This window comes from Sphingomonas sp. M1A8_2b (genome assembly GCF_053345535.1).
The window spans coordinates 482,317-504,453 of sequence record NZ_JBKFAH010000001.1; the positions used below are offsets into that span (position 1 = coordinate 482,317).

Annotated in this window: 17 protein-coding genes; 11 read left to right on the forward strand and 6 right to left on the reverse strand. The window is 67.0% G+C overall.

Annotated features, from left to right (window positions below; all coding sequences use genetic code 11):
• Positions 1–51 precede the first annotated feature (51 nt).
• From ACLBWL_RS02425 to ACLBWL_RS02445, 5 genes are all read left to right on the forward strand, one after another.
• Entirely contained in the window at positions 52–1,494 is a 1,443-nt protein-coding gene (locus ACLBWL_RS02425) for an NAD(P)-dependent oxidoreductase (protein WP_447789915.1), read from the forward strand.
• Positions 1,452–2,072, forward strand: a complete 621-nt coding sequence (locus ACLBWL_RS02430; protein WP_447789917.1) for a DUF2059 domain-containing protein — start codon at positions 1,452–1,454, stop codon at positions 2,070–2,072. The genes ACLBWL_RS02425 and ACLBWL_RS02430 overlap by 43 nt, the downstream gene beginning before the upstream one ends.
• A gap of 11 nt (positions 2,073–2,083) precedes the next feature.
• Entirely contained in the window at positions 2,084–6,616 is a 4,533-nt protein-coding gene (gltB, locus tag ACLBWL_RS02435) for a glutamate synthase large subunit (protein WP_447791955.1), read from the forward strand.
• Positions 6,617–6,959: 343 nt separating this feature from the next.
• The gene (locus ACLBWL_RS02440) at positions 6,960–7,634 is read left to right on the forward strand and encodes a glutathione S-transferase family protein (protein WP_128455683.1); all 675 of its coding nucleotides are present in this window, start codon (positions 6,960–6,962) and stop codon (positions 7,632–7,634) included.
• Complete coding sequence (locus ACLBWL_RS02445) at positions 7,621–7,968, forward strand: tRNA-binding protein (protein ID WP_447789919.1); 348 nt, start codon at positions 7,621–7,623, stop codon at positions 7,966–7,968. Before ACLBWL_RS02440 ends, ACLBWL_RS02445 begins: the two co-directional genes overlap by 14 nt.
• Positions 7,969–8,106: 138 nt before the next feature.
• Here ACLBWL_RS02445 and ACLBWL_RS02450 read toward each other — a convergent pair whose 3' ends face one another.
• A complete protein-coding gene (locus ACLBWL_RS02450; protein WP_447789921.1) occupies positions 8,107–8,781 on the reverse strand; it encodes an OmpA family protein in 675 nt (224 codons plus the stop codon).
• 161 nt (positions 8,782–8,942) lie between these two features.
• Between ACLBWL_RS02450 and ACLBWL_RS02455 the strand changes: the two genes are divergently transcribed.
• Positions 8,943–10,244 carry a hemolysin family protein gene (locus tag ACLBWL_RS02455; protein WP_447789922.1) on the forward strand — a complete coding sequence of 434 codons (1,302 nt, stop codon included), beginning with the start codon at positions 8,943–8,945 and terminating at the stop codon, positions 10,242–10,244.
• 332 nt (positions 10,245–10,576) lie between these two features.
• Here ACLBWL_RS02455 and ACLBWL_RS02460 read toward each other — a convergent pair whose 3' ends face one another.
• From ACLBWL_RS02460 to purD, 3 genes are all read right to left on the reverse strand, one after another.
• Positions 10,577–11,320, reverse strand: a complete 744-nt coding sequence (locus ACLBWL_RS02460) for a hypothetical protein (protein ID WP_447789924.1) — start codon at positions 11,318–11,320, stop codon at positions 10,577–10,579.
• 211 nt (positions 11,321–11,531) lie between these two features.
• Positions 11,532–12,284, reverse strand: coding sequence for a hypothetical protein (locus ACLBWL_RS02465; protein ID WP_447789926.1), 753 nt, complete (start codon positions 12,282–12,284; stop codon positions 11,532–11,534).
• Positions 12,285–12,380: 96 nt separating this feature from the next.
• Positions 12,381–13,646, reverse strand: a complete 1,266-nt coding sequence (gene purD, locus ACLBWL_RS02470; RefSeq protein ID WP_447789928.1) for a phosphoribosylamine--glycine ligase — start codon at positions 13,644–13,646, stop codon at positions 12,381–12,383.
• Here purD and xseA point away from each other — a divergent pair.
• Genes xseA through ACLBWL_RS02485 form a run of 3 tightly spaced genes read left to right on the forward strand, consistent with a single transcriptional unit; the run spans position 13,645 to position 16,127 of the window.
• Positions 13,645–15,072, forward strand: a complete 1,428-nt coding sequence (xseA, locus tag ACLBWL_RS02475) for an exodeoxyribonuclease VII large subunit (RefSeq protein WP_447789930.1) — start codon at positions 13,645–13,647, stop codon at positions 15,070–15,072. The genes purD and xseA overlap by 2 nt on opposite strands.
• Before the next feature lie 12 nt (positions 15,073–15,084).
• Positions 15,085–15,285 (forward strand): DUF2093 domain-containing protein, encoded by a 201-nt coding sequence (locus ACLBWL_RS02480; RefSeq protein ID WP_055881745.1) that lies wholly within the window; start codon positions 15,085–15,087, stop codon positions 15,283–15,285.
• Positions 15,282–16,127, forward strand: a complete 846-nt coding sequence (locus ACLBWL_RS02485; RefSeq protein WP_447789932.1) for a M23 family metallopeptidase — start codon at positions 15,282–15,284, stop codon at positions 16,125–16,127. Before ACLBWL_RS02480 ends, ACLBWL_RS02485 begins: the two co-directional genes overlap by 4 nt.
• Here the strand turns inward: ACLBWL_RS02485 and ACLBWL_RS02490 are convergent.
• Entirely contained in the window at positions 16,124–17,089 is a 966-nt protein-coding gene (locus ACLBWL_RS02490; protein WP_447789934.1) for a TauD/TfdA family dioxygenase, read from the reverse strand. The two genes, ACLBWL_RS02485 and ACLBWL_RS02490, sit on opposite strands and share 4 nt — an antisense overlap.
• 49 nt (positions 17,090–17,138) lie before the next feature.
• Between ACLBWL_RS02490 and ACLBWL_RS02495 the strand changes: the two genes are divergently transcribed.
• Positions 17,139–18,113 carry a hypothetical protein gene (locus ACLBWL_RS02495; RefSeq protein WP_447789936.1) on the forward strand — a complete coding sequence of 325 codons (975 nt, stop codon included), beginning with the start codon at positions 17,139–17,141 and terminating at the stop codon, positions 18,111–18,113.
• A gap of 33 nt (positions 18,114–18,146) precedes the next feature.
• On the opposite strand, the gene ACLBWL_RS02500 is transcribed toward ACLBWL_RS02495, so the two are convergent.
• The gene (locus ACLBWL_RS02500) at positions 18,147–18,677 is read right to left on the reverse strand and encodes a hypothetical protein (protein ID WP_447789938.1); all 531 of its coding nucleotides are present in this window, start codon (positions 18,675–18,677) and stop codon (positions 18,147–18,149) included.
• 245 nt (positions 18,678–18,922) lie between these two features.
• On the opposite strand from ACLBWL_RS02500, the gene ACLBWL_RS02505 reads away from it, so the two are divergent.
• Positions 18,923–22,090, forward strand: a complete 3,168-nt coding sequence (locus ACLBWL_RS02505; RefSeq protein WP_447789940.1) for a TonB-dependent receptor domain-containing protein — start codon at positions 18,923–18,925, stop codon at positions 22,088–22,090.
• The last annotated feature ends 47 nt before the right edge of the window (positions 22,091–22,137 follow it).

The window sequence follows — 22,137 nt, forward strand, 5'->3', positions numbered from 1 at the left end:
TAGCCGTGACAAGCCTTCCGCAGCGCAATAACGCGGCTGTCGGAGGCATGTATGGCGAACGATTCGATGCTAAAGTTTGTCGCGCGGGAGCAATCCTACCCGGACAAGCGTACCGCGGACGAGCGACAGGAAGATTTCCGCGAGATCGCGCAGCGATACGCGGTCGCGCCCGCCGAGGAGCAGGCCGGGCGCTGTTCGCAGTGCGGCGTGCCCTATTGCTCGGTCCATTGCCCGCTGCACAACCATATCCCCGACTGGCTCCGGCTGACCGCGGAAGGGCGCTTGCGCGAGGCGTATGAGCTGAGCAACGCGACCTCGACCATGCCCGAGATCTGCGGCCGCATATGCCCGCAGGACCGGCTGTGCGAAGGCAATTGCGTCATCGAATTCACGGGGCACGGCGCGGTCACGATCGGTTCGGTCGAGAAGTTCATCACCGATACCGCCTGGGAGAATGGCTGGGTCGAGCCGTTGGTGCCGGGCAAGTCGCGCGGGCAGTCGGTCGGCGTGATCGGCGCGGGCCCGGCAGGTTTGACCGCGGCGGAATATCTGCGCGGGCACGGCTACGACGTCCATGTCTACGATCGCTACGACCGCGCGGGCGGGTTGCTCACCTACGGCATCCCCGGCTTCAAGCTGGAAAAGCCGATCGTCATGCGCCGCGTCGAGCGACTGAAGGCGGCCGGCATCGTCTTCCACGAAGGCTTCGCGGTCGGTCACGATGCGAGCCTCGACGATCTGCGTCAGCGCCACGACGCGATCCTGATCGCGACCGGCGTTTACAAGGCACGCGCGATGGACCTGCCCGGTGGCGGATCCAATGGCGTGGTCGCCGCGCTCGACTTCCTCGTCGCGTCGAACCGCAAGGGCTTCGGCGATGCCGTTCCCGCCTTCGACGACGGCAGCCTGAATGCCGAGGGCAAAGACGTCGTCGTGATCGGTGGCGGCGACACTGCGATGGACTGCGTCCGTACCGCGATCCGCCAGGGCGCGAACTCGGTGAAATGCCTCTACCGCCGCGACCGCGCCAACATGCCCGGATCGCAGCGCGAAGTCGCCAACGCCGAGGAGGAGGGCGTCGAGTTCGTCTGGCTCTCCGGCCCGCAGAGCTTCGACGGTGGCGATACCGTGTCGAGCGTCAAGGTGCGGAAGATGCGTCTCGGTGCCCCCGATGCGAGCGGCCGTCGTGCGCCCGAGCCAGATCCTGCCGGCGACTATTCGGTCGACGCCGATCTCGTGATCAAGGCGCTCGGTTTCGATGCCGAGGACCTGCCGACGCTGTTCGCAACGCCGGAACTGGGCGTGAGCCGCTGGGGCACCGTATTGGTCGACGGCAAGACGCTGATGACCTCGCTCGACGGCGTGTTCGCGGCGGGCGACATCGTCCGCGGGGCGAGCCTCGTCGTCTGGGCGATCCGCGACGGCCGCGATGTGGCGGCGACGATGCACAAATGGCTAAAGACCAAGGCGGCCAACGCGCGGGTGGCGGCATGATGCGCCGGTATCTTGGCGCGATGCTGCTGACATCGGCGGTTCTCCCGTCGGTAGCGCACGCGCAGACTGCTCCCGCCGCCACGACGGCGGTCGACCCGACGCGTCTCGCGGCGGCACACGACCTGCTCGACATTCTCATGCCGCCCGCGACCCGCGCGCAGATGGTCGAGAGCATGATGACACCGATGCTCGCCAATCTGCGACAGGGCATGATGCAGAACCCGGATTTCGCCAAGGCGATGAACGGCGATCCCCGGGTGAAGGCGCTGTTCGACACGTTCATGGCGCGCCAACAGACGCAAACCATGACGATGATGCGCGACGGGTTGCCTCGCATGTCCGACGCGATGGCGCGTGCCTATGCGCGACGCTTCGATGTCGCCCAGATGCGTGAGATCAAGGCGTTCTTCCAGTCGCCGACCGGCCGGCTCTACATGCAGCAATCCTACACGATCATGGCCGACCCCGATGTCGGCGCTTGGCAACGGACGATGATGGCGAACTCGATGACCGGCGTGCGGGCGAACGTTGCCGACTTCGCCAAGCAGATCGCCGCGCTCGAACCGAAGAAGAAGTGACGATGACCAAGATGGACACCGTTCATATGGACACCGCCCACATGGACGCGGAACGCGCCCGCCTCGCTGCGGAGGGCATGTACCGCCCCGAATTCGAGGGCGATGCGTGCGGCGTCGGTCTCGTCGCCGCCACCGATGGCCGCGCGTCGCGGCGCGTCGTGCAGTCCGCGGTCGATGCATTGAAGGCCGTGTGGCACCGCGGTGCGGTCGATGCGGACGGCAAGACCGGTGACGGCGCGGGTCTGCACATCGACCTGCCGCTGCGCTTCTTCGACGATGCGGTCGCCGCGTCGGGGCACAAGGTGCGGCCGAACCGGCTCGCGGTGGGGATGATCTTCCTCCCGCGTACCGATCTCGGCGCGCAGGAGGATTGCCGGACGATCGTCGAGAGCGCGATCATCGAGGCGGGCTACACCATCTATGGCTGGCGCCAGGTGCCGGTCGACGTGTCGGTGATCGGCCAGAAGGCGCAGGCGACGCGCCCCGAGATCGAGCAGATCATGATCGCCGGGCCGCTCCCTGAGGAACAGGACGCCGCCGAGTTCGAGAAGACGCTGTATCTCGTCCGCCGCCGGATCGAGAAGCGCGTCATCGCGGCGCAGATCCAGGGTTTCTACATCTGTTCGCTGTCGTGCCGCTCGATCATCTACAAGGGGCTGTTCCTCGCCGAATCGCTGTCGGTTTTCTACCCGGACCTGTGCGACCAGCGTTTCGAAAGCCGCGTCGCGATTTTCCATCAGCGCTATTCGACCAACACCTTCCCGCAATGGTGGCTGGCGCAACCGTTCCGCTGCCTCGCGCATAACGGCGAGATCAACACGATCCGCGGCAACAAGAACTGGATGCTCAGCCACGAGATCCGCATGGCGAGCCTCGCATTCGGCGACAATTCGGAGGACATCAAGCCGGTGATCCCCGCCGGCGCGTCCGACACCGCCGCGCTCGATGCCGTTTTCGAGGCGATCTGCCGCTCGGGCCGCGATGCGCCGACCGCCAAGCTGATGCTGGTCCCCGAAGCCGCCAGCCCGGACATGCCGCCCGAGCATACCGCGATGTACCAGTATCTCGCGAGCGTCATGGAGCCGTGGGACGGCCCAGCCGCGCTGGCGATGACCGATGGCCGCTGGGCGGTCGCCGGCATGGACCGCAACGCGCTGCGTCCGCTCCGTTATACGCTGACCTCGGACGGCCTGCTGATCGTCGGGTCGGAAAGCGGGATGGTCGTCGTTCCCGAATCGACGATCGTCGCCAAGGGCCGCCTCGGACCGGGCGAGATGATCGCGGTCGACCTCGACGAAGGTCGCCTGCTCCAGGATCGCGCAGTGAAGGATCGCATCTCCGGGGAGGCGGACTACGCTGCGATGATCGGCGAATTTCATACGCTCGCCGATCTTCCCTCGGTGGAGGACGCGGTCGTACGCTATGATCGCGCCGAGCTCGCGCGCCGTCAGGTCGCGGCGGGGCAGACGATGGAGGACATGGAGCTGATCCTGTCGCCGATGGTCGAATCCGCGAAGGAAGCGATCGGATCGATGGGCGACGACACGCCGCTCGCGGTGATCTCGGACAAGCCGCGGCTGATCAGCCAGTTCTTTCGCCAGAACTTCTCGCAGGTCACCAACCCGCCGATCGATCCGTTGCGCGAGCGGCACGTGATGTCGCTCAAGACGCGGTTCGGCAATCTCGCCAACATCCTCGACGTGCGCGACCAGCGCGAGCGCGTCCTCGTGCTCGATTCGCCGGTGCTGACGGGCGAGCATTGGTCGCGGCTGAAGGCGCATTTCGGTAACGCGGTTGCCGAGATCGACTGCACGTTCGACGTCGGTGGCGGCCCCGAAAAGCTGCGCGCGGCGATCCAGCGGATCCGCAACGAGGCGGAGCAGGCGGTGCGGCAGGGCAAGAGCGAGATCTTCCTCACCGACGAAGCGATCTCCGAGGACCGCGTCGGCATCGCCGGAGTGCTCGCCGTCGCCGCGGTGCACACGCACCTCGTTCGCCGCGGCTTGCGCTCCTATGCGTCGATCAACGTCCGCTCGGCCGAGTGCCTCGACACGCATTATTACGCCGTGCTGATCGGCGTCGGCGCGACCACCGTGAACGCCTATCTCGCCGAGGCCGCGATCGTCGATCGCCAGTCGCGCGGGCTGTTCGGCGATCTCGACCTCGCCGAATGCCTCCGCCGCCACCGTGTCGCGGTCGAGGAGGGGCTGCTCAAGATCATGTCGAAGATGGGCATCGCGGTCATCTCGTCCTACCGCGGCGGCTATAATTTCGAGGCGGTCGGCCTATCGCGCAGCCTGGTCAACGACCTGTTCCCCGGCATGCCCGCAAAGATCAGCGGCGAGGGTTACGCGTCGCTCCACGTCAATGCGACGCAGCGCCACGAGGCGGCGTTCGACGCGAGTGTCGCAACGCTGCCGATCGGCGGCTTCTATCGCCAGCGCCATACCGGCGAGACGCACGCCTATTCCGCGCAGCTGATGCACCTGCTCCAGACCGCGGTCGCGACGGACAGCTACACCAGCTATATCCAGTTCTCGCGCGGCGTGTCCGACCTGCCGCCGGTGTACCTGCGCGATCTGCTCCAGTTCAACTTCCCCGCGGAGGGCGTGCCGGTCGACCAGGTCGAGGCGATCACCGAGATCCGCAAGCGCTTCGTCACCCCCGGCATGTCGCTCGGCGCGCTGTCGCCCGAGGCACACGAGACGCTGGCGATCGCGATGAACCGGATCGGCGCCAAGGCCGTCTCGGGCGAGGGCGGCGAGGACAAGTCGCGCTTCGTGCCCTACGCGAACGGCGATAACGCGAACTCGACGATCAAGCAGGTCGCGTCCGGGCGGTTCGGCGTGACCGCGGAATATCTGAACGCGTGCGAGGAGATCGAGGTCAAGGTCGCGCAGGGCGCCAAGCCCGGCGAGGGCGGCCAGCTGCCCGGCTTCAAGGTGACCGAGTTCATCGCCAAGCTGCGCCATGCGACGCCGGGCGTGACGCTGATCTCGCCGCCGCCGCATCACGACATCTACTCGATCGAGGATCTCGCCCAGCTCATCTACGACCTGAAGCAGATCAATCCGCGCGCTCGTGTCTGCGTGAAGCTGGTCTCGTCGGCGGGCATCGGCACCGTGGCTGCGGGTGTGGCGAAGGCGCATGCCGACGTGATCCTGATCGCCGGCCATGTCGGCGGCACCGGCGCTTCGCCGCAAACCTCGATCAAGTACGCGGGCACGCCGTGGGAAATGGGCCTGTCGGAGGTCAACCAGGTGCTGACGCTCAACGGGCTGCGCGGGCGTGTGCGGTTGCGGACCGATGGCGGGCTGAAGACCGGGCGCGACATCGTCATCGCCGCGATCCTCGGCGCGGAGGAGTTCGGGATCGGCACGCTTTCGCTGGTCGCGATGGGCTGCATCATGGTCCGGCAGTGCCATTCGAACACGTGCCCGGTCGGCATCTGCACGCAGAACGACGCGCTGCGGCAGAAGTTTGTCGGCACGCCCGAGAAGGTGATCAACCTGATGACCTTCATCGCCGAGGAAGTCCGCGACATCCTCGCGCGGCTCGGCGTCAAGAGCCTCGACGACGTGATCGGGCGGACCGAGCTGTTGCGGCAGGTCAGCCGCGGGGCGGAGCATCTCGACGATCTCGACCTGAACCCGATCCTGGCGAAGGTCGATGCCGACGATTCGCAGCGGCGGTTCAGCCTGTCGACGTTCCGCAACGAAGTCCCCGACAGCCTCGACGCGCAGATCATCAAGGACGCGTCCGCGGTGTTCTCGCGCGGCGAGAAGATGCAGCTGACCTATTCGGTGCGCAACACGCACCGCGCGGTGGGGACGCGGCTGTCGTCGGAGATCACGCGGAAGTTCGGGATGTCGACGCTGGCGGACAACCACGTGACGATCCGTTTGCGCGGGTCTGCGGGCCAGTCGCTCGGCGCGTTCCTGTGCAAAGGGATCACGCTCGAAGTGTTCGGCGATTCGAACGACTATGTCGGGAAGGGCCTCTCGGGCGGCACGATCATCGTCCGCCCGGCGGTGAGTTCACCGCTGGCGTCGCAGGACAACACGATCATCGGCAACACCGTGCTGTACGGCGCGACCAGCGGACGGCTGTTCGCGGCGGGGCAGGCGGGCGAGCGGTTCGCGGTGCGCAATTCGGGTGCGAGCGTGGTCGTCGAAGGCTGCGGCGCGAACGGGTGCGAGTACATGACCAACGGCATCGCCGTGGTGCTCGGCGCGGTCGGTGCGAACTTCGGTGCGGGGATGACTGGCGGCATGGCGTTCGTCTACGATCCCGACGGCGTCTTCGCGAAGCGCGCCAACCCGGAGAACATCACCTGGGACCGCGTGAAGTCGCTCCACTGGGCCGACGTCCTGCTCGACCTGGTTCGCGATCACGCGGACCATACCGACAGTAAGTGGTCGAAGGGCCTGCTCGAGGACTGGGACCGGGTGGCACCGCATTTCTGGCAGATCGTTCCGAAGGAAATGCTGACCCGTCTGAGCCACCCGCTGGATGACAGCGCCGAGTTGGTAGCTGCAGAGTAGCCTCGGCTGCAATGTACCACCCCGGCGAAGGCCGGGGCCCAATTGGCAAGGTCACAATAACGGAGCGCCGTCCTTCGTTAGCGACGTCCCCCAATTGGGCCCCGGCCTTCGCCGGGGTAGTGTAGTAAGTTGGTTTCGCGCAGAGGCATAGAGGACGCGGAGGGGGGCGCCCGAAACGGGCCACTTGCACCCCAACGCGCGTTGCAGAAATGAGTGCTTCGCGACAAGCGCAACACCTCCGCGCTCTCTGCGCCTCTGCGCGAACAAATCTTATCGCCACAAACGCAACGCCATCCAACCCGCGCTAGTGACACAGCCGCCCCCCACCGCCTAAACGGATGGCATGTGGCAGCTTTATCAATTCCCCCTGTGTCCCTTCTCGCGAAAGGTGCGCCTGCTGCTGGGCGAGAAGGGGATCGGTTACGAACTGGTCCGCGAATCGCCCTGGGATCGCCGCGACGAGTTCATGGACATGAACCCCGCCGGCCAGACCCCGGTGATGGTCGATGCGTCGCGCGGCGTCGCTCCCCTTATCGATTCGATGGCGATCTGCGAGTTCTTCGAGGAAACCGTCGAGAAGGCGGCGATGATCAACGGCACCGCGACCAACCGCGCCGAGATTCGCCGACTCGTCACGTGGTTCGACACGCATTTCTACCGCGACGTGACCGGGCCGCTGCTCCACGAGCGCATGGTCAAGCGTCTCGCGCACCGCGCCGCGCCTGATGCCAAGGGGCTCCGTGAAGCGATGAAGGCCGCGGTCGGGCATCTCGACTACATGGACTACCTGCTGGATCACCGGAACTGGCTTGGCGGCGCGACGATGAGTCTCGCCGACCTGGCCGCCGCCGCGCAGATTTCGGTCACCGATTATCTCGGCGGGATCGACTGGAAGGGCCACGACCAGACCGCGCGCTGGTATCGCGGCTTCAAGAGCCGGCCGAGCTTCCGCCCGTTGCTGTCCGAACGGATGGAAATGATCGCTCCCCCGGCGCATTACGACAATGTCGATTTCTGACTCGATCACCTATCCCGACTTCGAAAAGGTCGACATCCGCGTCGGCACGATCGTCGCGGCCGAGCCCTTCCCCGAAGCGCGGAAACCCGCAATCAAGCTGCGGATCGATTTCGGCGCCGAGATCGGCGTGAAACGCTCGTCCGCGCAGATCACCGAGCATTATACGCCGGAGACGCTGGTCGGGCGTCAGGTCGCCGCGGTGGTCAACTTCCCGCCGCGCCAGATCGGGCCGATGATGTCCGAAGTCCTGACGCTCGGCTTCCCCGATGTGGACGGGAAGGTGGTGCTGATCTCGCCGACTGGACAGGTGCCGGACGGCGGCCGGCTGTTCTGAACCGTCCGGTCACCGCTTAACTTCGTTCTCCCGCGAATGCGGGAGCCCAGGGTACCGGTCGTAACGTTCGTGGCTCCTGGACCCCCGCTTTCGCGGGGGAACGGTAGGCGCGGGGAGGATACCCTCGATAGGCCCAGCTTACTGCCGCATGTCGTTCTGCGAGATCGGTACGATCTTCACCTCGACGCGACGGTTGGCCGCGCGTCCGGCGTCGGTGTCGTTCGACGCGATCGGCTGCGTTTCGCCGTAGCCGCGCGTGCCGATGCGTGCGGGCTGCACGCCGTGGCCCGCCAGATAATCCGCGACCGAACGCGCGCGACGCTCCGACAGCGTCTGGTTGTACGCGTCGCTGCCGGTCGAATCGGTGTGGCCGTACACGTCGATATACGTCTGGTTGTACTGCGCGAGCGTGTCGGCGACCTGGTCGAGTGTGCGCCGGAACTGCGGCTGCACGTCGGCGCTGTCATAGGCGAAGGTAATGCCCGACGGGATGTTGAGCACAAGGTCGTCGCCCTGGCGGATCACCTGCACGTCGGTACCCGCGGTGCGTGCGCGCAGATCGCGCTCCTGTTTGTCCATGTACGCGCCAATCCCCGCACCCGCGAGGCCGCCGATACCCGCGCCGAGCAGCTTTTCGGTACGGTCGTGACGTCCACCGACCACGTCGCCGAGCAGATAGCCGCCGAGCGCGCCGCCGATGCCGCCGAGCGCGGTCTTCGAGATGGTCTGGCGACCGGTCTCCGGATCGGTGGTGCAGCCGCTGGTGGCGATCAGTGCGGCGAGTGCGGCACCTGCGAACATCTTGGTTTTCATGGATAATCTCCCTGGGGCATGGTGGGTGACGGCGTTATGCCCGATACGGCCGATAACCCGGCGTGGCGACGATTGTTCCGCCTGCGCACTGACCGGGATACGTCCTACGCGCAAGGACGGTTGTGCGACAGGCCGTTGTCCTGCAAAGAGCGCCTGAGCCAATGGCACCGCTTCCCCCCTTCCCCTGGATCGACGTCGCGATCATCCTCGCGCTCGTCGCGCTGAACGGCGTGTTCGCGATGAGCGAACTCGCGATCGTCTCCGCGCGCAAAGCCCGGCTCGAGGCGATGGCGCGCTCGGGCAAGAAGGGCGCGCGCGCCGCACTCGTGCTCGCGGCCGACCCGGGCAAGTTCCTGTCGACCGTCCAGATCGGCATCACGCTGATTGGAATCCTAGCCGGCGCGTATTCGGGATCGAGCCTCGGCATGCCGACCGCGGCGCGGTTGCAGGCGCTGGGACTGTCCGCGTCGACCGCCGAGACCGCCGGGTTCGCGATCGTCATCGGCCTGACGACGTACGCATCGCTGATCATCGGCGAACTGGTCCCCAAGCAGTTCGCGCTCCGTTCGCCCGAGGCGATCGCATCGTTCATGGCGCCGGTCATGCGCTGGCTCGCGATCGGCACCGCGCCGATCGTGCTGGTGCTCGATTCGACCAGCGCGCTGATCTTCAAGCTGCTCCGTCTCAACCGCGAGTCGGAAGAGCACGTCACCGCCGAAGAACTCCACATGATCGTCGCCGAGGCCTCCAAGTCGGGGATCATCGAGGAGCATGAGCGCTCGATCATCTCGGGCGTCGTCCGCCTCGCGGATCGCCCGGTCCGCGAGGTGATGACGCCGCGCACCGAGATCGACTGGCTCGACTGCAACGGCACCGCCGACGAGATCCGCACGACCTTGCTCGGCTCGCAACACACCCGGTTGCCGGTCGGCGACGGTTCGATCGACCGCGTCCAGGGCGTCGTTCAGGCGCGCGACATCGCTGCCGCGCTGTTCCGCGGCGAACCGCTCGACCTGCGCGTGCTGATGCGCAAGGCGCCGGTGGTGATCGATCAGATCGATGCGATGGACGCGCTACTGGCGCTCCGCGAAGCCGAAGTGCCGATGGCGCTGATCCACGACGAATACGGCCATTTCGAAGGGATCGTCACGCCCGCCGACCTGCTCGCGGCGATCGCCGGCGAGTTCAAGTCGGATTCCGACCCCGACGATGCGCCGTCTGTGGTGGTGCGCGACGACGGCTCGCTACTGGTGGCGGGGACGATGGCCGCGGATTCGCTCGCCGATCGCCTCGGCATCGACCTGCCCGAAGACCGCGACTATGCGACCGTCGCCGGGCTGGCGCTGTCGGTGTTCCGCCATCTGCCAGGCGAGGGCGAGAGCTTCGTCGAGCAGGGCTGGAAGTTCGAGATCGTCGACCTCGACGGCCGCCGCATCGACAAGTTGCTCGTCAGCGAGGTCTGAGGAGAGGGTACACTGGGCTGCTGCACGGCTTCCGCCCGGGCGCTCGCGTGAACTGCCCGCCTTGGAAGCCGCAGCTGGCCGGGCTGACGCCGCCGTCGCACTGGCTCCCGAATTAACGGCACCACGCTGGGCGGCTATCCCGATGGTACCGGCTTTCGCTCCCTCCCTTCCGGGGGGCGAAGCTTCGCGATGGCGACGAATGTGCGTCTGCCCTAGTCTACGGCGAGTTTCTCACATGCCGAGTGCAAGCGCGAACTCGGCTGCCTGGGATGTTCAGGCAACCGAGATGCGCGCACTGCCACCCGGTCGCGCGGGCTTACTGTCGCGCAGGCTTACATCGGCGGGGTCAGACCGTCCTTGCCGATCGCGATGAACTTTGCCCCGGGGGTGCCGACGGTCTGCACCGCGAAGACCTTCTGACCCTTCGCCAGGACCGCGCGCTGCGTCGGTTCGAACCGGACGATCGGTGTGCCGGCGGGCACGAGGACCTGCGCCTTGCCGCCCTTGTACGAAATCGTCAGCGTCTTCTCGCCCGGCTTGCCCGCGTTGCCGGTCACCGTGCCGTTGGTCATCGCGCTCTGCGGCTCGACCGTGCCATTGGTCATCGCGCTCTGGCCCTGCACGGTGCCGTTGGTCATCGCGCTCGCGCCCGAACTACCGCCACCCGAGGCGGCGACGACGCCGGGAACGTCCCAGGCATAATGGCCCTCGCCCGAGCCGCGCATCGATTCAGGGAAGATGACCAGTTCGACCGCGCGCAGCGCATCGTCGGGGCCGGTCGTCGCGGTGCCGACGAAATCGCCGTCCTTCAGGCTCGCCAGGTTCGACGCGACGACCCAGGCGAAACCGGTCTTCGCGTCGAGCGGCACGGTGGCCGATTTGCCGTCATAGGTCTGGATCGTCACGCCATCCGCGGCGACCGTCTGGACGACGCCGCGCGTCCGGGTGGCGGCCGGGGCCGCGGTCGCGGCGGTCGCGTTGGCGGTCGCGTTGCCGGTGTCGTCGGACGGCTGCTTGCCGCACCCTGCGAGGATCGCGGTCGCAGCAGTCAGCACCATGAGATTCTTGATGATCATCGGATCGGGTCCTCGGCAGGCCTGCACGCGGCCAAAATGGCCTCGGCGGTTCGAGAGCTAGGCGCTTGTGCCCGGCACGACAAGGGAACCGTGGCGGCGCAGCGACGCTGCGAGCAGAGCTATACCGCTCGAAAGGCGGGGAATCTTGTCGCCTGGCACGCAGGCGACGTCCTGAACCGTGCGGAAGACCGCCGTGGAGCGCGCGCCTTTGTCAGAGCTTGCCGAACACCGCCTCGAACCCGGCCTTGTCGCCGGCGGCCAGCAGCCGCGCCTGCTCGATCCAGCGGTCGCGGCCCATCCGCCCGGTGAAGGCGCCGAGCTGTGCGTCGATGCGCTGTGCCTCCGCCTCGCCGAGCGCAGCCATCTGGCCAACCGTCGTCACCCCCAGTTCGGCGAGCCGTGCCGCCACCTTCGGGCCGAGACCCTTCAACTGGGTCACCGGCGCGTCGGCATAGCTGGCGGCGGGTGCGGAGGTTTCGACCGGTGCGGGCGCCGGTGTCGGGGCGGGGCTTGGTGCTGCCTCGGGCGAGGCTGGAACGATCGGCTCGGCGGCCGGGCGATCGAAGTCTGGTGCCGGCGCGTCCGCGAGGGGCGGCGGTGCCGGCGCAACCGGGATCGGCGCGGCAGTTCGGGTTTGGGCCTGACTCTGCGACGGCGTTACGCCGCGGTCCGCCGTAGGCGCGGGCGCGGGCTTAGACGTGGGCGTGGGCTTAGACGTGGGCGCCGGCGTCGAGGCAGGCGCCCGCGTGATCGGTTCGGGCGGTACGCCAGCCTCTGCCGCATTGGCGATCACGTCGCGCGACGCCTGTACGCGGCTGCGTTTCGCGCGGATGCCCCAGATCAATCCGATGATGACGAGGATCGCGAGTACGGCGATGATCGCAAAATGGATCGTGGTCAGCGTGGCGATGCCATCGGGCAGCAGGCTCATGCCGGAGGCGGAGGTCGCAGAAGTTTCGTTCATTCCCATACCGTAGCGTCACGCACGATGTGCGGCGAGAGGTAATCGGCGCGCCGGCCCTTGCGATCTGCGCCCTGCCGCAGACAAGAGCGACATCGCTCAGCCAGCCCGCGCGATCTCGCGCCAGCCGATGTCGCGCCGATAAAAACCTTCCGCGAAGTCGATCGCCTCGACCGCGCGATACGCGTTCGCCTGCGCCGTCGCGACGTCGTCGCCGGTCGCGGTCACCGCTAGGACGCGTCCGCCAGAGGCGACCAGCCCGCCATCCTCGATCCGCGTGCCGGCATGGAACACCGTACCGCCCGCCGCTTGCGCCGAGTCCAGCCCGACGATCGCGCCCCCGGCCTTGGGCGTGCCCGGATACCCCTCCGCCGCCATCACCACCGTGAGCGCGGTTTCTTCGCTGAACTGCGCCGCGGGCATGTCGCCGAGCCGTCCCTCAGCAGTCGCCAGCATCGTCGCGAGCAGGTCGCCCTGGAAGCGCATCATCAGCACCTGCGTCTCGGGATCGCCGAACCGCGCATTATACTCGATCAGCTTCGGCCCCTGCGGCGTCAGCATCAGTCCCGCGTAGAGTACGCCGGAGAACGGCATGCCTTCCGCGGCCATCGCCGCCACCGTCGGCGCGACGATCTCGTCGATCGCGCGCTTCTCCAGCGCGGGCGTCAGGACGAGGGCAGGGCTGTACGCGCCCATACCGCCGGTGTTCGGGCCGGTATCGCCCTCGCCGACGCGTTTGTGATCCTGCGCGGAGCCGAACGGCATCAGCGACACGCCGTCGGTGAGTACGAACAGGCTCGCCTCCTCGCCGTCGAGGAATTCCTCGATCACCGCTTCCGCTTCGCCATCCGCGAACAACGCGTCGAGTGCGGCATCGGCTTCGGCCGCGCTGAACGCGATGACGACGCCCTTGCCGGCTGCGAGGCCGTCCGCCTTGATGACGACCGGTAGCGAGAAGGTCCGGGCAAGCGCGATATCCGCCTCTTCGCGGCTCTTCACGCGGACATAGCCCGCGGTCGGGATGTTCGCGCGGAAACACAGGTCCTTGGTGAAGCCCTTCGACCCCTCCAATTGCGCGGCCGCCTTCGAGGGCCCGAACACCGGAATGTCGGCCGCGCGCAACGAATCCGCGAGCCCGTCGACCAGTGGCGCTTCCGGCCCGATCACGACCAGCCCGACGTCATGCTCGTGCACGAAGGCGACCACCGCGCTATGATCCGTCGCATCGAGCGGCACGAGCGTCGCAAGCCGCGCGATCCCGGGGTTGCCCGGCGCGGCATACAGCGTATCGAGACCTCTCGATTGCACCAGTTTCCACGCGAGCGCATGTTCGCGCCCTCCCGAGCCCAGCAGCAGGACGTTCATGCCCGATCCCTTTTCCGATGACGTCGTGTCGAATGACATGGGCCGGCTGGTAGCCGAGCCGGTCGCCGGCGACAACGCACTCGCCATGTCGGTCGGCGAACTCGCGTTCAAGCTGAAGCGGATGGTCGAGGGCGAATTCGGCCATGTCCGGCTGCGTGGCGAGATCTCCGGTTGGAAGCGCGTCGCCTCCGGGCATTGTTACATGTCGTTGAAGGACGACCAAGCGGTGATCGACGGCGTCATCTGGAAGGGCAATGCGTCGAGCCTCGCGTTCGTGCCACAAGACGGCATCGAGGTCATCGCCACCGGCAAGCTCACCACCTATCCCGGCCGCTCGAAATACCAGATCGTCATCGAGCGGATGGAGTTGGCGGGCGCGGGCGCGCTGATGGCGTTGCTCGAGAAACTGAAGGCGAAGCTCGCGGGCGAGGGGCTGTTCGACGGCACGCGGAAAAAGCGCCTGCCGTTCATGCCGAAGGTGATCGGCGTCGTCACCTCGGGGACGGGCGCCGTCATCCGCGACATCCTTCACCGGCTCGAGGATCGCTGCCCGACGCACGTGATCGTCTGGCCGGTGAAGGTACAGGGCGAGGGTTCCGCCGCCGAGATCGCCGCCGCGGTGCGCGGGTTCGACGCGATTCAGCCGGGCGGGGCGGTGCCGCGCCCCGACCTCGTGATCGTCGCGCGCGGGGGTGGCTCGGTCGAGGATCTGTGGTCGTTCAACGAGGAGGTCGTCGTCCGCGCGGTTGCGGCCTGCACGATCCCGATCATCTCCGCGGTGGGGCATGAGACCGACACCACCTTGTGCGATTTCGCCGCCGACCTCCGCGCGCCGACGCCGACCGCTGCGGCAGAGATCGCCGTGCCGGTGCTCGCCGACCTGCGGCTGACGATCGACAGCCATCGCAACCGTACGGAGCGTTGCGCGCGCCGCTATGTCGAGCGCGGGCGGGAGCGGCTCGATGCCCTGTCGCGGCTGTTGCCGAAGCGCGACCAGTTGCTTGGGCCGCAGCGCCAGCGTGCGGACGATTTCGGCCAGCGGCTGGATCGGGGGCTGGAGCGTCGCTTGACGCTGGCACGTGGGAGTCTCGATCGCTCGGGCGCCGCTCTCCGTCCTGCCACCCTCGAACGCAAACTCGAAGCAAAGCGCGCGCAACTCGATGCCACGTGGCGCCTGGTCCAGTCGCTCAACCCCGACGCGATCCTCGACCGCGGCTATGCCCGCGTCACCGCGCGGCCCGGCGGCGAGACGCTTGCGTCCGCCACGTCGGCGCGCGACGCGGGGACGTTGACGCTCCACTTCCGCGACGGCGTGGTGGACGCGGTGACGGACACCGGCCTTGAGCGCCCCGCCGCCAAAACCTATGCTGCCCCCAAGGCAAAGGCCGCGCCCGATCCGGCGCCGCGCCAGCCGACCCTGCTGTAAAGAAGACCCGCAATGCTGATGTCCAACTCCGACCGCGCCGCGCGGCTGCATTACATGGCCAATGGTTTCCGCGTGCTCAGCCCCGGCGACCACGTCGCCTGCGCCGCGACCGGCCACCGCATCGCGCTCGAGGACCTGCGCTACTGGAGCGTCGCCCGCCAGGAAGCCTACGCCACCGCCGCCGCCGCCAGCGAAGCGATGGCCCCGAGATGATCCGCGCGGCGGTGCTCGTCCTGCTGGCTGCGACGACCGCGACCGCGCAGCAAGCGCCGCCGACCACCGCAGCCCAGTCCGCATTCCGCTGGACCGGCACGCTCAGCCAGGGCGGGTTGATCCTCGGGACCGCCCCCGCCGGCACGCGGACCGTCACGCTCGACCGCAAGCCGATCGCGCTCTCCCCGGATGGTCGCTTCCTGGCCGGTTTCGACCGCGATGCCGGTCCGCAGACGATGCTCGCGGCGACGCTCGCCGACGGCCGCACGGTCACGCAGCCCCTGACGATCGCACCACGGAGCTGGGACATCTCGCGGCTGTCCACCCTGCCCAAATACCCCGTCCCGGAAGCAGAATTCACGCGAGTCCGCCCCGGCGAACTCGCCCAGATCAAGGCTGCGCGACGGACCTCGGCCGCGTCGGACGGCTGGCGGCAGACGTTCGCCTGGCCGGTGACGGGGCGCATCTCGACGCTGTTCGGTTCGCAGCGCATCTACCGCAACGGCGAGGCGGGATCCTATCATTCGGGGATCGACATCGCGCGCGAGACAGGCGCGGTCGTGCGGGCGCCCGCCGACGGCGTCGTGATCCTGGCGGCGGATCATCCCTTCACGCTGGAGGGCAACCTCCTCATGATCGACCACGGCATGGGCCTCAACAGCGCGTTCCTGCATCTGTCGCGGATCGACGTAAAGGTCGGCGACCGCGTGACCAGGGGCCAGCCGATCGGCGCGGTCGGAATGTCCGGCCGCGCCACCGGCCCGCATCTCCACTGGAGCCTCAAATGGGGCGACGCGAAGCTTGACCCGCTGCTGGTCGCCGGGCCGATGCCGACCGGCTAGCGCACCAGGCCGGGTGGGATCGGCGGATAGAAGTCGCCGCGCCGCCACGGCGGATCGACCGGCTCCTCGGGGTCCGGCTCGGCAAAGTTCACATAGCCGAAGAACGTCGCGATCAACCGTTCGCTCGCATCGAGGATCGGGCGGCGGCCGTGCATGAAGCGGGTGTTGTCGAGCATCAGCACGTCGCCGGCCTGCCACGCGACCGCGGCACTGACGCTGTCCCCCGCCGCCTTGATCGCCTGCAGCCAGGCTTCGGGGACCGGGTAGCCGTCGTCGAGCAACGGGAAATCCGGGCGGTTGTTGTTGAAGCGCGCAAACAGCAGGAAATTGCCGAACGCCTGCGCATCGACGAACATCGGCCGGTGCAGCGCCGGTCGGGTGAAGATCCGCAGCACGTTCCCGTCGATCCGCCGGAACGAATAGGGGCAGGATGGCGGCGGCGCGGCGAGCACCGCGTCGCTCGGATCAGGATCGCCGAGCCAGAATTCGAGCAGTTCGGGCCAGGTCGGCTTGATATACAATAGCCGCCGGTGCTCGAGCAGGCGACGCAACGCCTCCGGCAACGCGTTCACCAGCGCGACCCCGTCGCAGATCGTCGTCTCGCCGCCGCGCGACGGTGGCGACAGGCACGCGAAGAACGCCGCATCGGGCTTCCACGGTTCGCGCGACAATTCGGGGTGGAGCGAAAACGCGCCGGTGCCGCCATCGACCGTGTGGATGTTGAACTCCGGTTCGATCGGTCGCCGCCCGGGGCTCTCGTTCATCACCGAGGTCGCGCAGAACGTCCCCGCGAACCGGCGAAACTGCGTCGCATCCGCGCCGAACCCGCGCACCAGCAGCGCGCCATGCGTCTTGTAGAGGTCGACGATCGTCGCCGGATCGATATCGAGAATACCGGCTTCGTCGGCCGGTTCGACCAGGACGTAGGGGCGGCCGGGTTCGGGAGCGTGGATCTTTGGCATGATCGGCCGTGGATAGCGTCAATTCGGCGGCCGAGCTATACCGGCGAGGATGACCCTGACGCTTGCCGACCTCTACGCCTCGCCCGACCATTATCTGCATTCGTTCGACGGCGACGCGGCGGTGTTCGTACCGATGGACCGAGCCGCCTATCACCGGTCGATCTTCCTCGATGCGCGGATTTCGCCCGCCGACGAGGGCGCGCTCCGGGTCCCCGTTGCGGCGTTGATCGGTTCGATCCCGGCGCCCGCCGCGACGGCGTGGATCATGCATGTCGCGCATTGCGGATCGACGCTGCTCGCGCGAGCGCTCGACCATATCGATGCGAACCTGGTCCTGCGCGAACCCCAGGCGCTTCGCCAGCTGGCCTTCGTCCCCGAGGATCAGCGACTGGCGCTCACCGTCGCCATGCTGTCGAAGCGATATCGGTCGGACACGCCGACGATCGTCAAGGGCAACGTGCCGACCAACTTCCTGCTGGCCCGGATCGCCGGGATGGCGCCGGACTCGCCGGCGATCTTTCTGTATCTGCCGTTGCGCGATTATCTGCTCGCCATCCTGCGCAGCGACAATCACCGCACATGGTTGCGGACCGTCACGAATCAGCTCGGTGGCCATGTCGGGCCAATGCCGGACGACGCTTCCGATGCCGTGCGCGCGGCGGCATTGTGGCTCGCCCAGATGCGGGTCTACGCCAGCGCGGCCGAGCGCATGGCCAATGCCCGCAGCCTTGACGCCGAGGTGTTCTTTGCCGAACCCGTCGAGGTGCTGAACGCCGCCGCCGCGCATTTCGCGGTGCCGCTATCGCCGTCGGAAATCGAGGTGCGCGTCGCGGGACCGCTGTTCGCGACCTATTCGAAGAACCCGTCGCTGGCGTTCGGCAATGCCGAGCGGATCGCCCGGCGCCAGGTCGCCCAGCGCGACCTGGCGCCGGAACTCGCCGAAGCCGAGCGCTGGATCGGCGCGCACGAGACCGAGGCGGCGGCGCATGTCGCGACCCTCGCCGCGATTCCGCTGATCGGTTGAGCGCCCAGCGATCTGGTCGATCCTCGAGCCGAACTAGCGTACCCGAATACCGCGCACGCTTCGCTGCCCACTGATCGCGATGAAGTAATTGCCCATCGCGCCCTGGCGAATCCGGACCTTGGCGCCGGCCTTGGGGGGGAAGGGTACCGGATCGGTCGTCATCCAGACCGCGTCGCTCTCGGCCAGCCGCAATTCGATGCGCCCATTGTCCATCGGCCGTGCGCTGACGATCGTCGTGTTGAGTTCGGTGAAGTCGTCGGTCTTGGGACCGCCGTCGCGATCGCCGCCGCCGAAGAGCGGGATATGGGGTACCGAAAAACCGAACAACGACCGGCGCGCCTTCCGGATGTCCTGGCGGTCGACGATCGTGACGTCCTTCGCCTTGACTGCGCTGTCGATCGCGATCGCGGCGGCGTCGAAACACGCGAGCCGCGCCGGATCCGCTTGGATCGTCCGACAATGCGCGAGCGACGCCATCACGCCACCGCTCGACATTTCCTGCGCGAAGCCTTCGCTACTGCAGCATATCATTGCGATCGCCGCCAAAAGATTTCGCCCGATCATCCCGCGTCCCCCGATACTTCGACGCGGTCAGGCTATGCCGATCCCCGCCCGGCGACAAGCGGGCAAGAGGGCTGGGGGGGCCGCGTTGAAGGGGGAGTGTGGCGCAGTTGCTACAATCCGCAATAATATGTCGCTCGCGTTACGACATCGTTGGCGAACCGCAGCAATTGGATTACGCAACGCAACATCTAACCGGCAAACGTCGGGAGAAGGTCCGGCAAACGGATCATGAAAGGGGACTTTTCATGCTTGCTCCATATCGTTCGCGCCTCTTGGCCTCGACCTTGCTGGTTGGCGCCGTGATCGCCGCAAATCCAGCCTTCGCCCAGGATGCCAATCCCGCCAGTCAGCCCAAGACGGGCGTTCAGAGCAATGATCCGGCTGCACCCGCTGCCGGTATCTCTAGCCAGGAATCGGCCCCGCCGGCCGACGCGAACAGCACCGGCGAAATCGTCGTCACCGGCACGCTGATCCGCAACCCGAACCTGATCTCGTCGAGCCCCGTCTCGGTGATCGGCCAGGAAGAAATCGCGCTTCGCCAGTCGGGCAACGCCGAGCAGCTGATCCGCGACCTTCCGGGCGTCGTCCCGTCGATCGGCGCGAACGTGAACAACGGCAACGGTGGCGCATCGTTCACCGATCTTCGTGGCCTCGGCAACTTCCGTAACGTCGTCCTTCTCGACGGCACGCGCATCGTTCCGTCGAGCACGGTCGGCCGCGTCGATCTGAACAACATCCCGGTCGCCCTGGTCGAGCGCGTCGACACGCTGACCGGCGGCGCTGCCACCACCTACGGTGCAGATGCGGTGTCGGGTGTCGTCAACTTCATCACGCGGTCCGACTTCTCGGGCATGGAGCTGAACCTTTCCAAGGGCATCACCGAAAAGGGTGACGGCGCGTCGACCCGTGCGGACCTGACCGTCGGCGGCAACTTCGCCGATGACAAGGGCAACGCGGTTCTGTCGCTCGGGTATCAGAAGTCCGACCCGATCTATCAGGGTTCGCGTCGTATTTCGTTCAACAACTACACGTCGACCTCGGGTGGCCGCGGTGGTTCGGGCACGACCGTGCCGGGCCGCTTCACGCTGGGTTCCGCCCAGAACGCGATCGTGCCGACGACCGGCACGCTGCGGCCGTATTCGGGGTCGCGCGACGGCTTCAACTTCAATCCGTACAACGTGTTCCAGACTCCGTTTAAGCGCTACAATGTGTACGCGGCGGCGCATTACGACGTGGCGGACAACGTCCAGGTCTACACGCGCGGCATGTTCTCGAAGAACACCGTCAACACGGTCATCGCGCCATCGGGCCTGTTCGCATCCGCTGCGCTGATCCCGGTCAGCAATCCGTACCTGCCCGCCACGGCCCGCCAGCAGTTCTGCGCCGCCAATCCGGCCTATTCGTTCCCGGGCGGCGGCACGCCGGTGGCTGTCGGCCGTCCGTTGACCGCAGCGGAATGCACCGCGGCGGCAGGCGCGACCAGCATCTCGGACCCCAACTTCCGCGCGTTCACGACCACGATCGGTCGGCGTACCACTGAAGCGGGTCCGCGACTGTCGGCGTTCGTGACGCAGATCTTCGATTACCATGCCGGCGCCAAGATCGGGATCACCGACAAGATCAACCTCGATGTGTCGGGCGGTTACGGCGAATCCGAAAATCGCCAGACTCAGACGGGCTACGTCCTGACGTCGCGTGCGCGCACGGCGCTGTTCGCCACCAACACCACGAGCTGCCTGGCCTCTTCGCCGACCGTGACGGGTGTCGACAGCCGCGGTCAGCCGGTCGTCATCGTCGGCGGTGGTGCGAACACCAACGCAGGGTCGGGCTGCGTTCCGTTGAACATCTTTGGCGCGGACGGTTCGATCACCCCGAACCAGCTGAGCTATCTGACCGCAGAAAGCACGACTCGTCAGTTTGCCTCGCTGGCACAGGCGCGGGCGTTGCTGTCGGGTGACTTCGGTTTCTCGTCGCCGCTGGCAACCGAAGCAGTCGGCTTCGCGGCGGGTGCCGAGTACCGGAAGTACAAGGGTTCGCAGAGCGCCGACACGCTCTCGCAGACGCCAGGAGAACTGGGCGGCGCTGGCGGCGCCGTGCTCAACTTCAACGGCGGCTACGAGGTCAAGGAGGTTTACGGCGAATTGATCGCGCCGTTGATCAGCGATCGGCCCTTGTTCCGCAGCCTGACCGTCGAAGGCGGTATCCGCTATTCGGATTACAAGGTGTTCGCGGACAGCAGCCCGACCTACAACACGACCACGTACAAGGGCGGCGGGAGCTGGGAGCCGTTCGACGGCCTGAAGATGCGCGGCAACTATCAGCGCGCGGTGCGTGCGCCGAACATCGCCGAGCTGTTCTCGCCGGTGAGCGTTGCACTGACGAACCTCGCCGTCGACCCTTGCGCTCGCGGCGCACCGGTCAACAACGCCAACCTGGCGGCAGTCTGCCTCGCGCAGGGTGCTCCGGCCGCATCGCTCAGCACCATCGCGAACCCGACCGCGGCACAGGCCAACGGCACGTTCTCGGGAAGCCTGGCGCTGCGTCCCGAAACGTCCGACTCCTACACCTTCGGCGTGGTCATTCAGCCTAAGCACCTGATCCCAGGGCTGTCGTTCACGGTCGATTACTACAATATCAGCATTCGCAACGCGATTTCGCAGCCGCTGCCGGGCGACGCCATCGCCGCGTGCTTCGGCAACGTGACGGCGGCGAGTGCGACCGACCCGAACTGCACGGTCATTCGGCGTAACCCGGTTACCGGTGGTCTCGACGGCGATTCCGCGACGACGGGTGGTCTTAACTTCACCCCGTCGAACCAGGGTCGTATCCTGACCGACGGTATCGATCTCGGCGCGAACTATCGTCGCGATCTGGGCTTCACGAAGCTGAACCTCAGCTTCATGGGCAACTGGACGAACCGGTCGAAGTTCAAGGCGACCCCGATCTCGGTGTATCGCGAGTGCGTCGGCCTCTACAGCTCGAACTGCGGTTCGCCGGGTTCGGCCGGCCCGAGCTCTGCGGCAGGGTCGCTCCAGCCCGAGTTCTCGTGGAACCAGCGGACGACGCTGACCTTCGGGCCGGCCGACATCTCGCTCTTGTGGCGCCACGTTGGCGCGATGAAGGCCGAAGACGGTGTGGTTGCGTTTGCCGGGACGATCGGTTCGGGAGCCCTGGCGGGCGAGGTCGTCGATTTCGGCAAGATCAAGGCGTATAACTACCTCGATCTGGCGACGCGGATCGGTGTCGGCGACAATCTCGACTTCACCGTCACCGTCACCAACCTGCTCAACAAGGAGCCGCCGATCGTCGGTGGCACGATCGGCTCGACGTCGTTCAACAGCGGCAACACCTTCCCGTCGACCTACGACGCGATCGGTCGTCGCTTCCAGTTCGGCGCTCGCATGAAGTTCTGATCGGTTCCGAACGATTGCGTAAAAGAGGGGTAGGCGAAAGCCTGCCC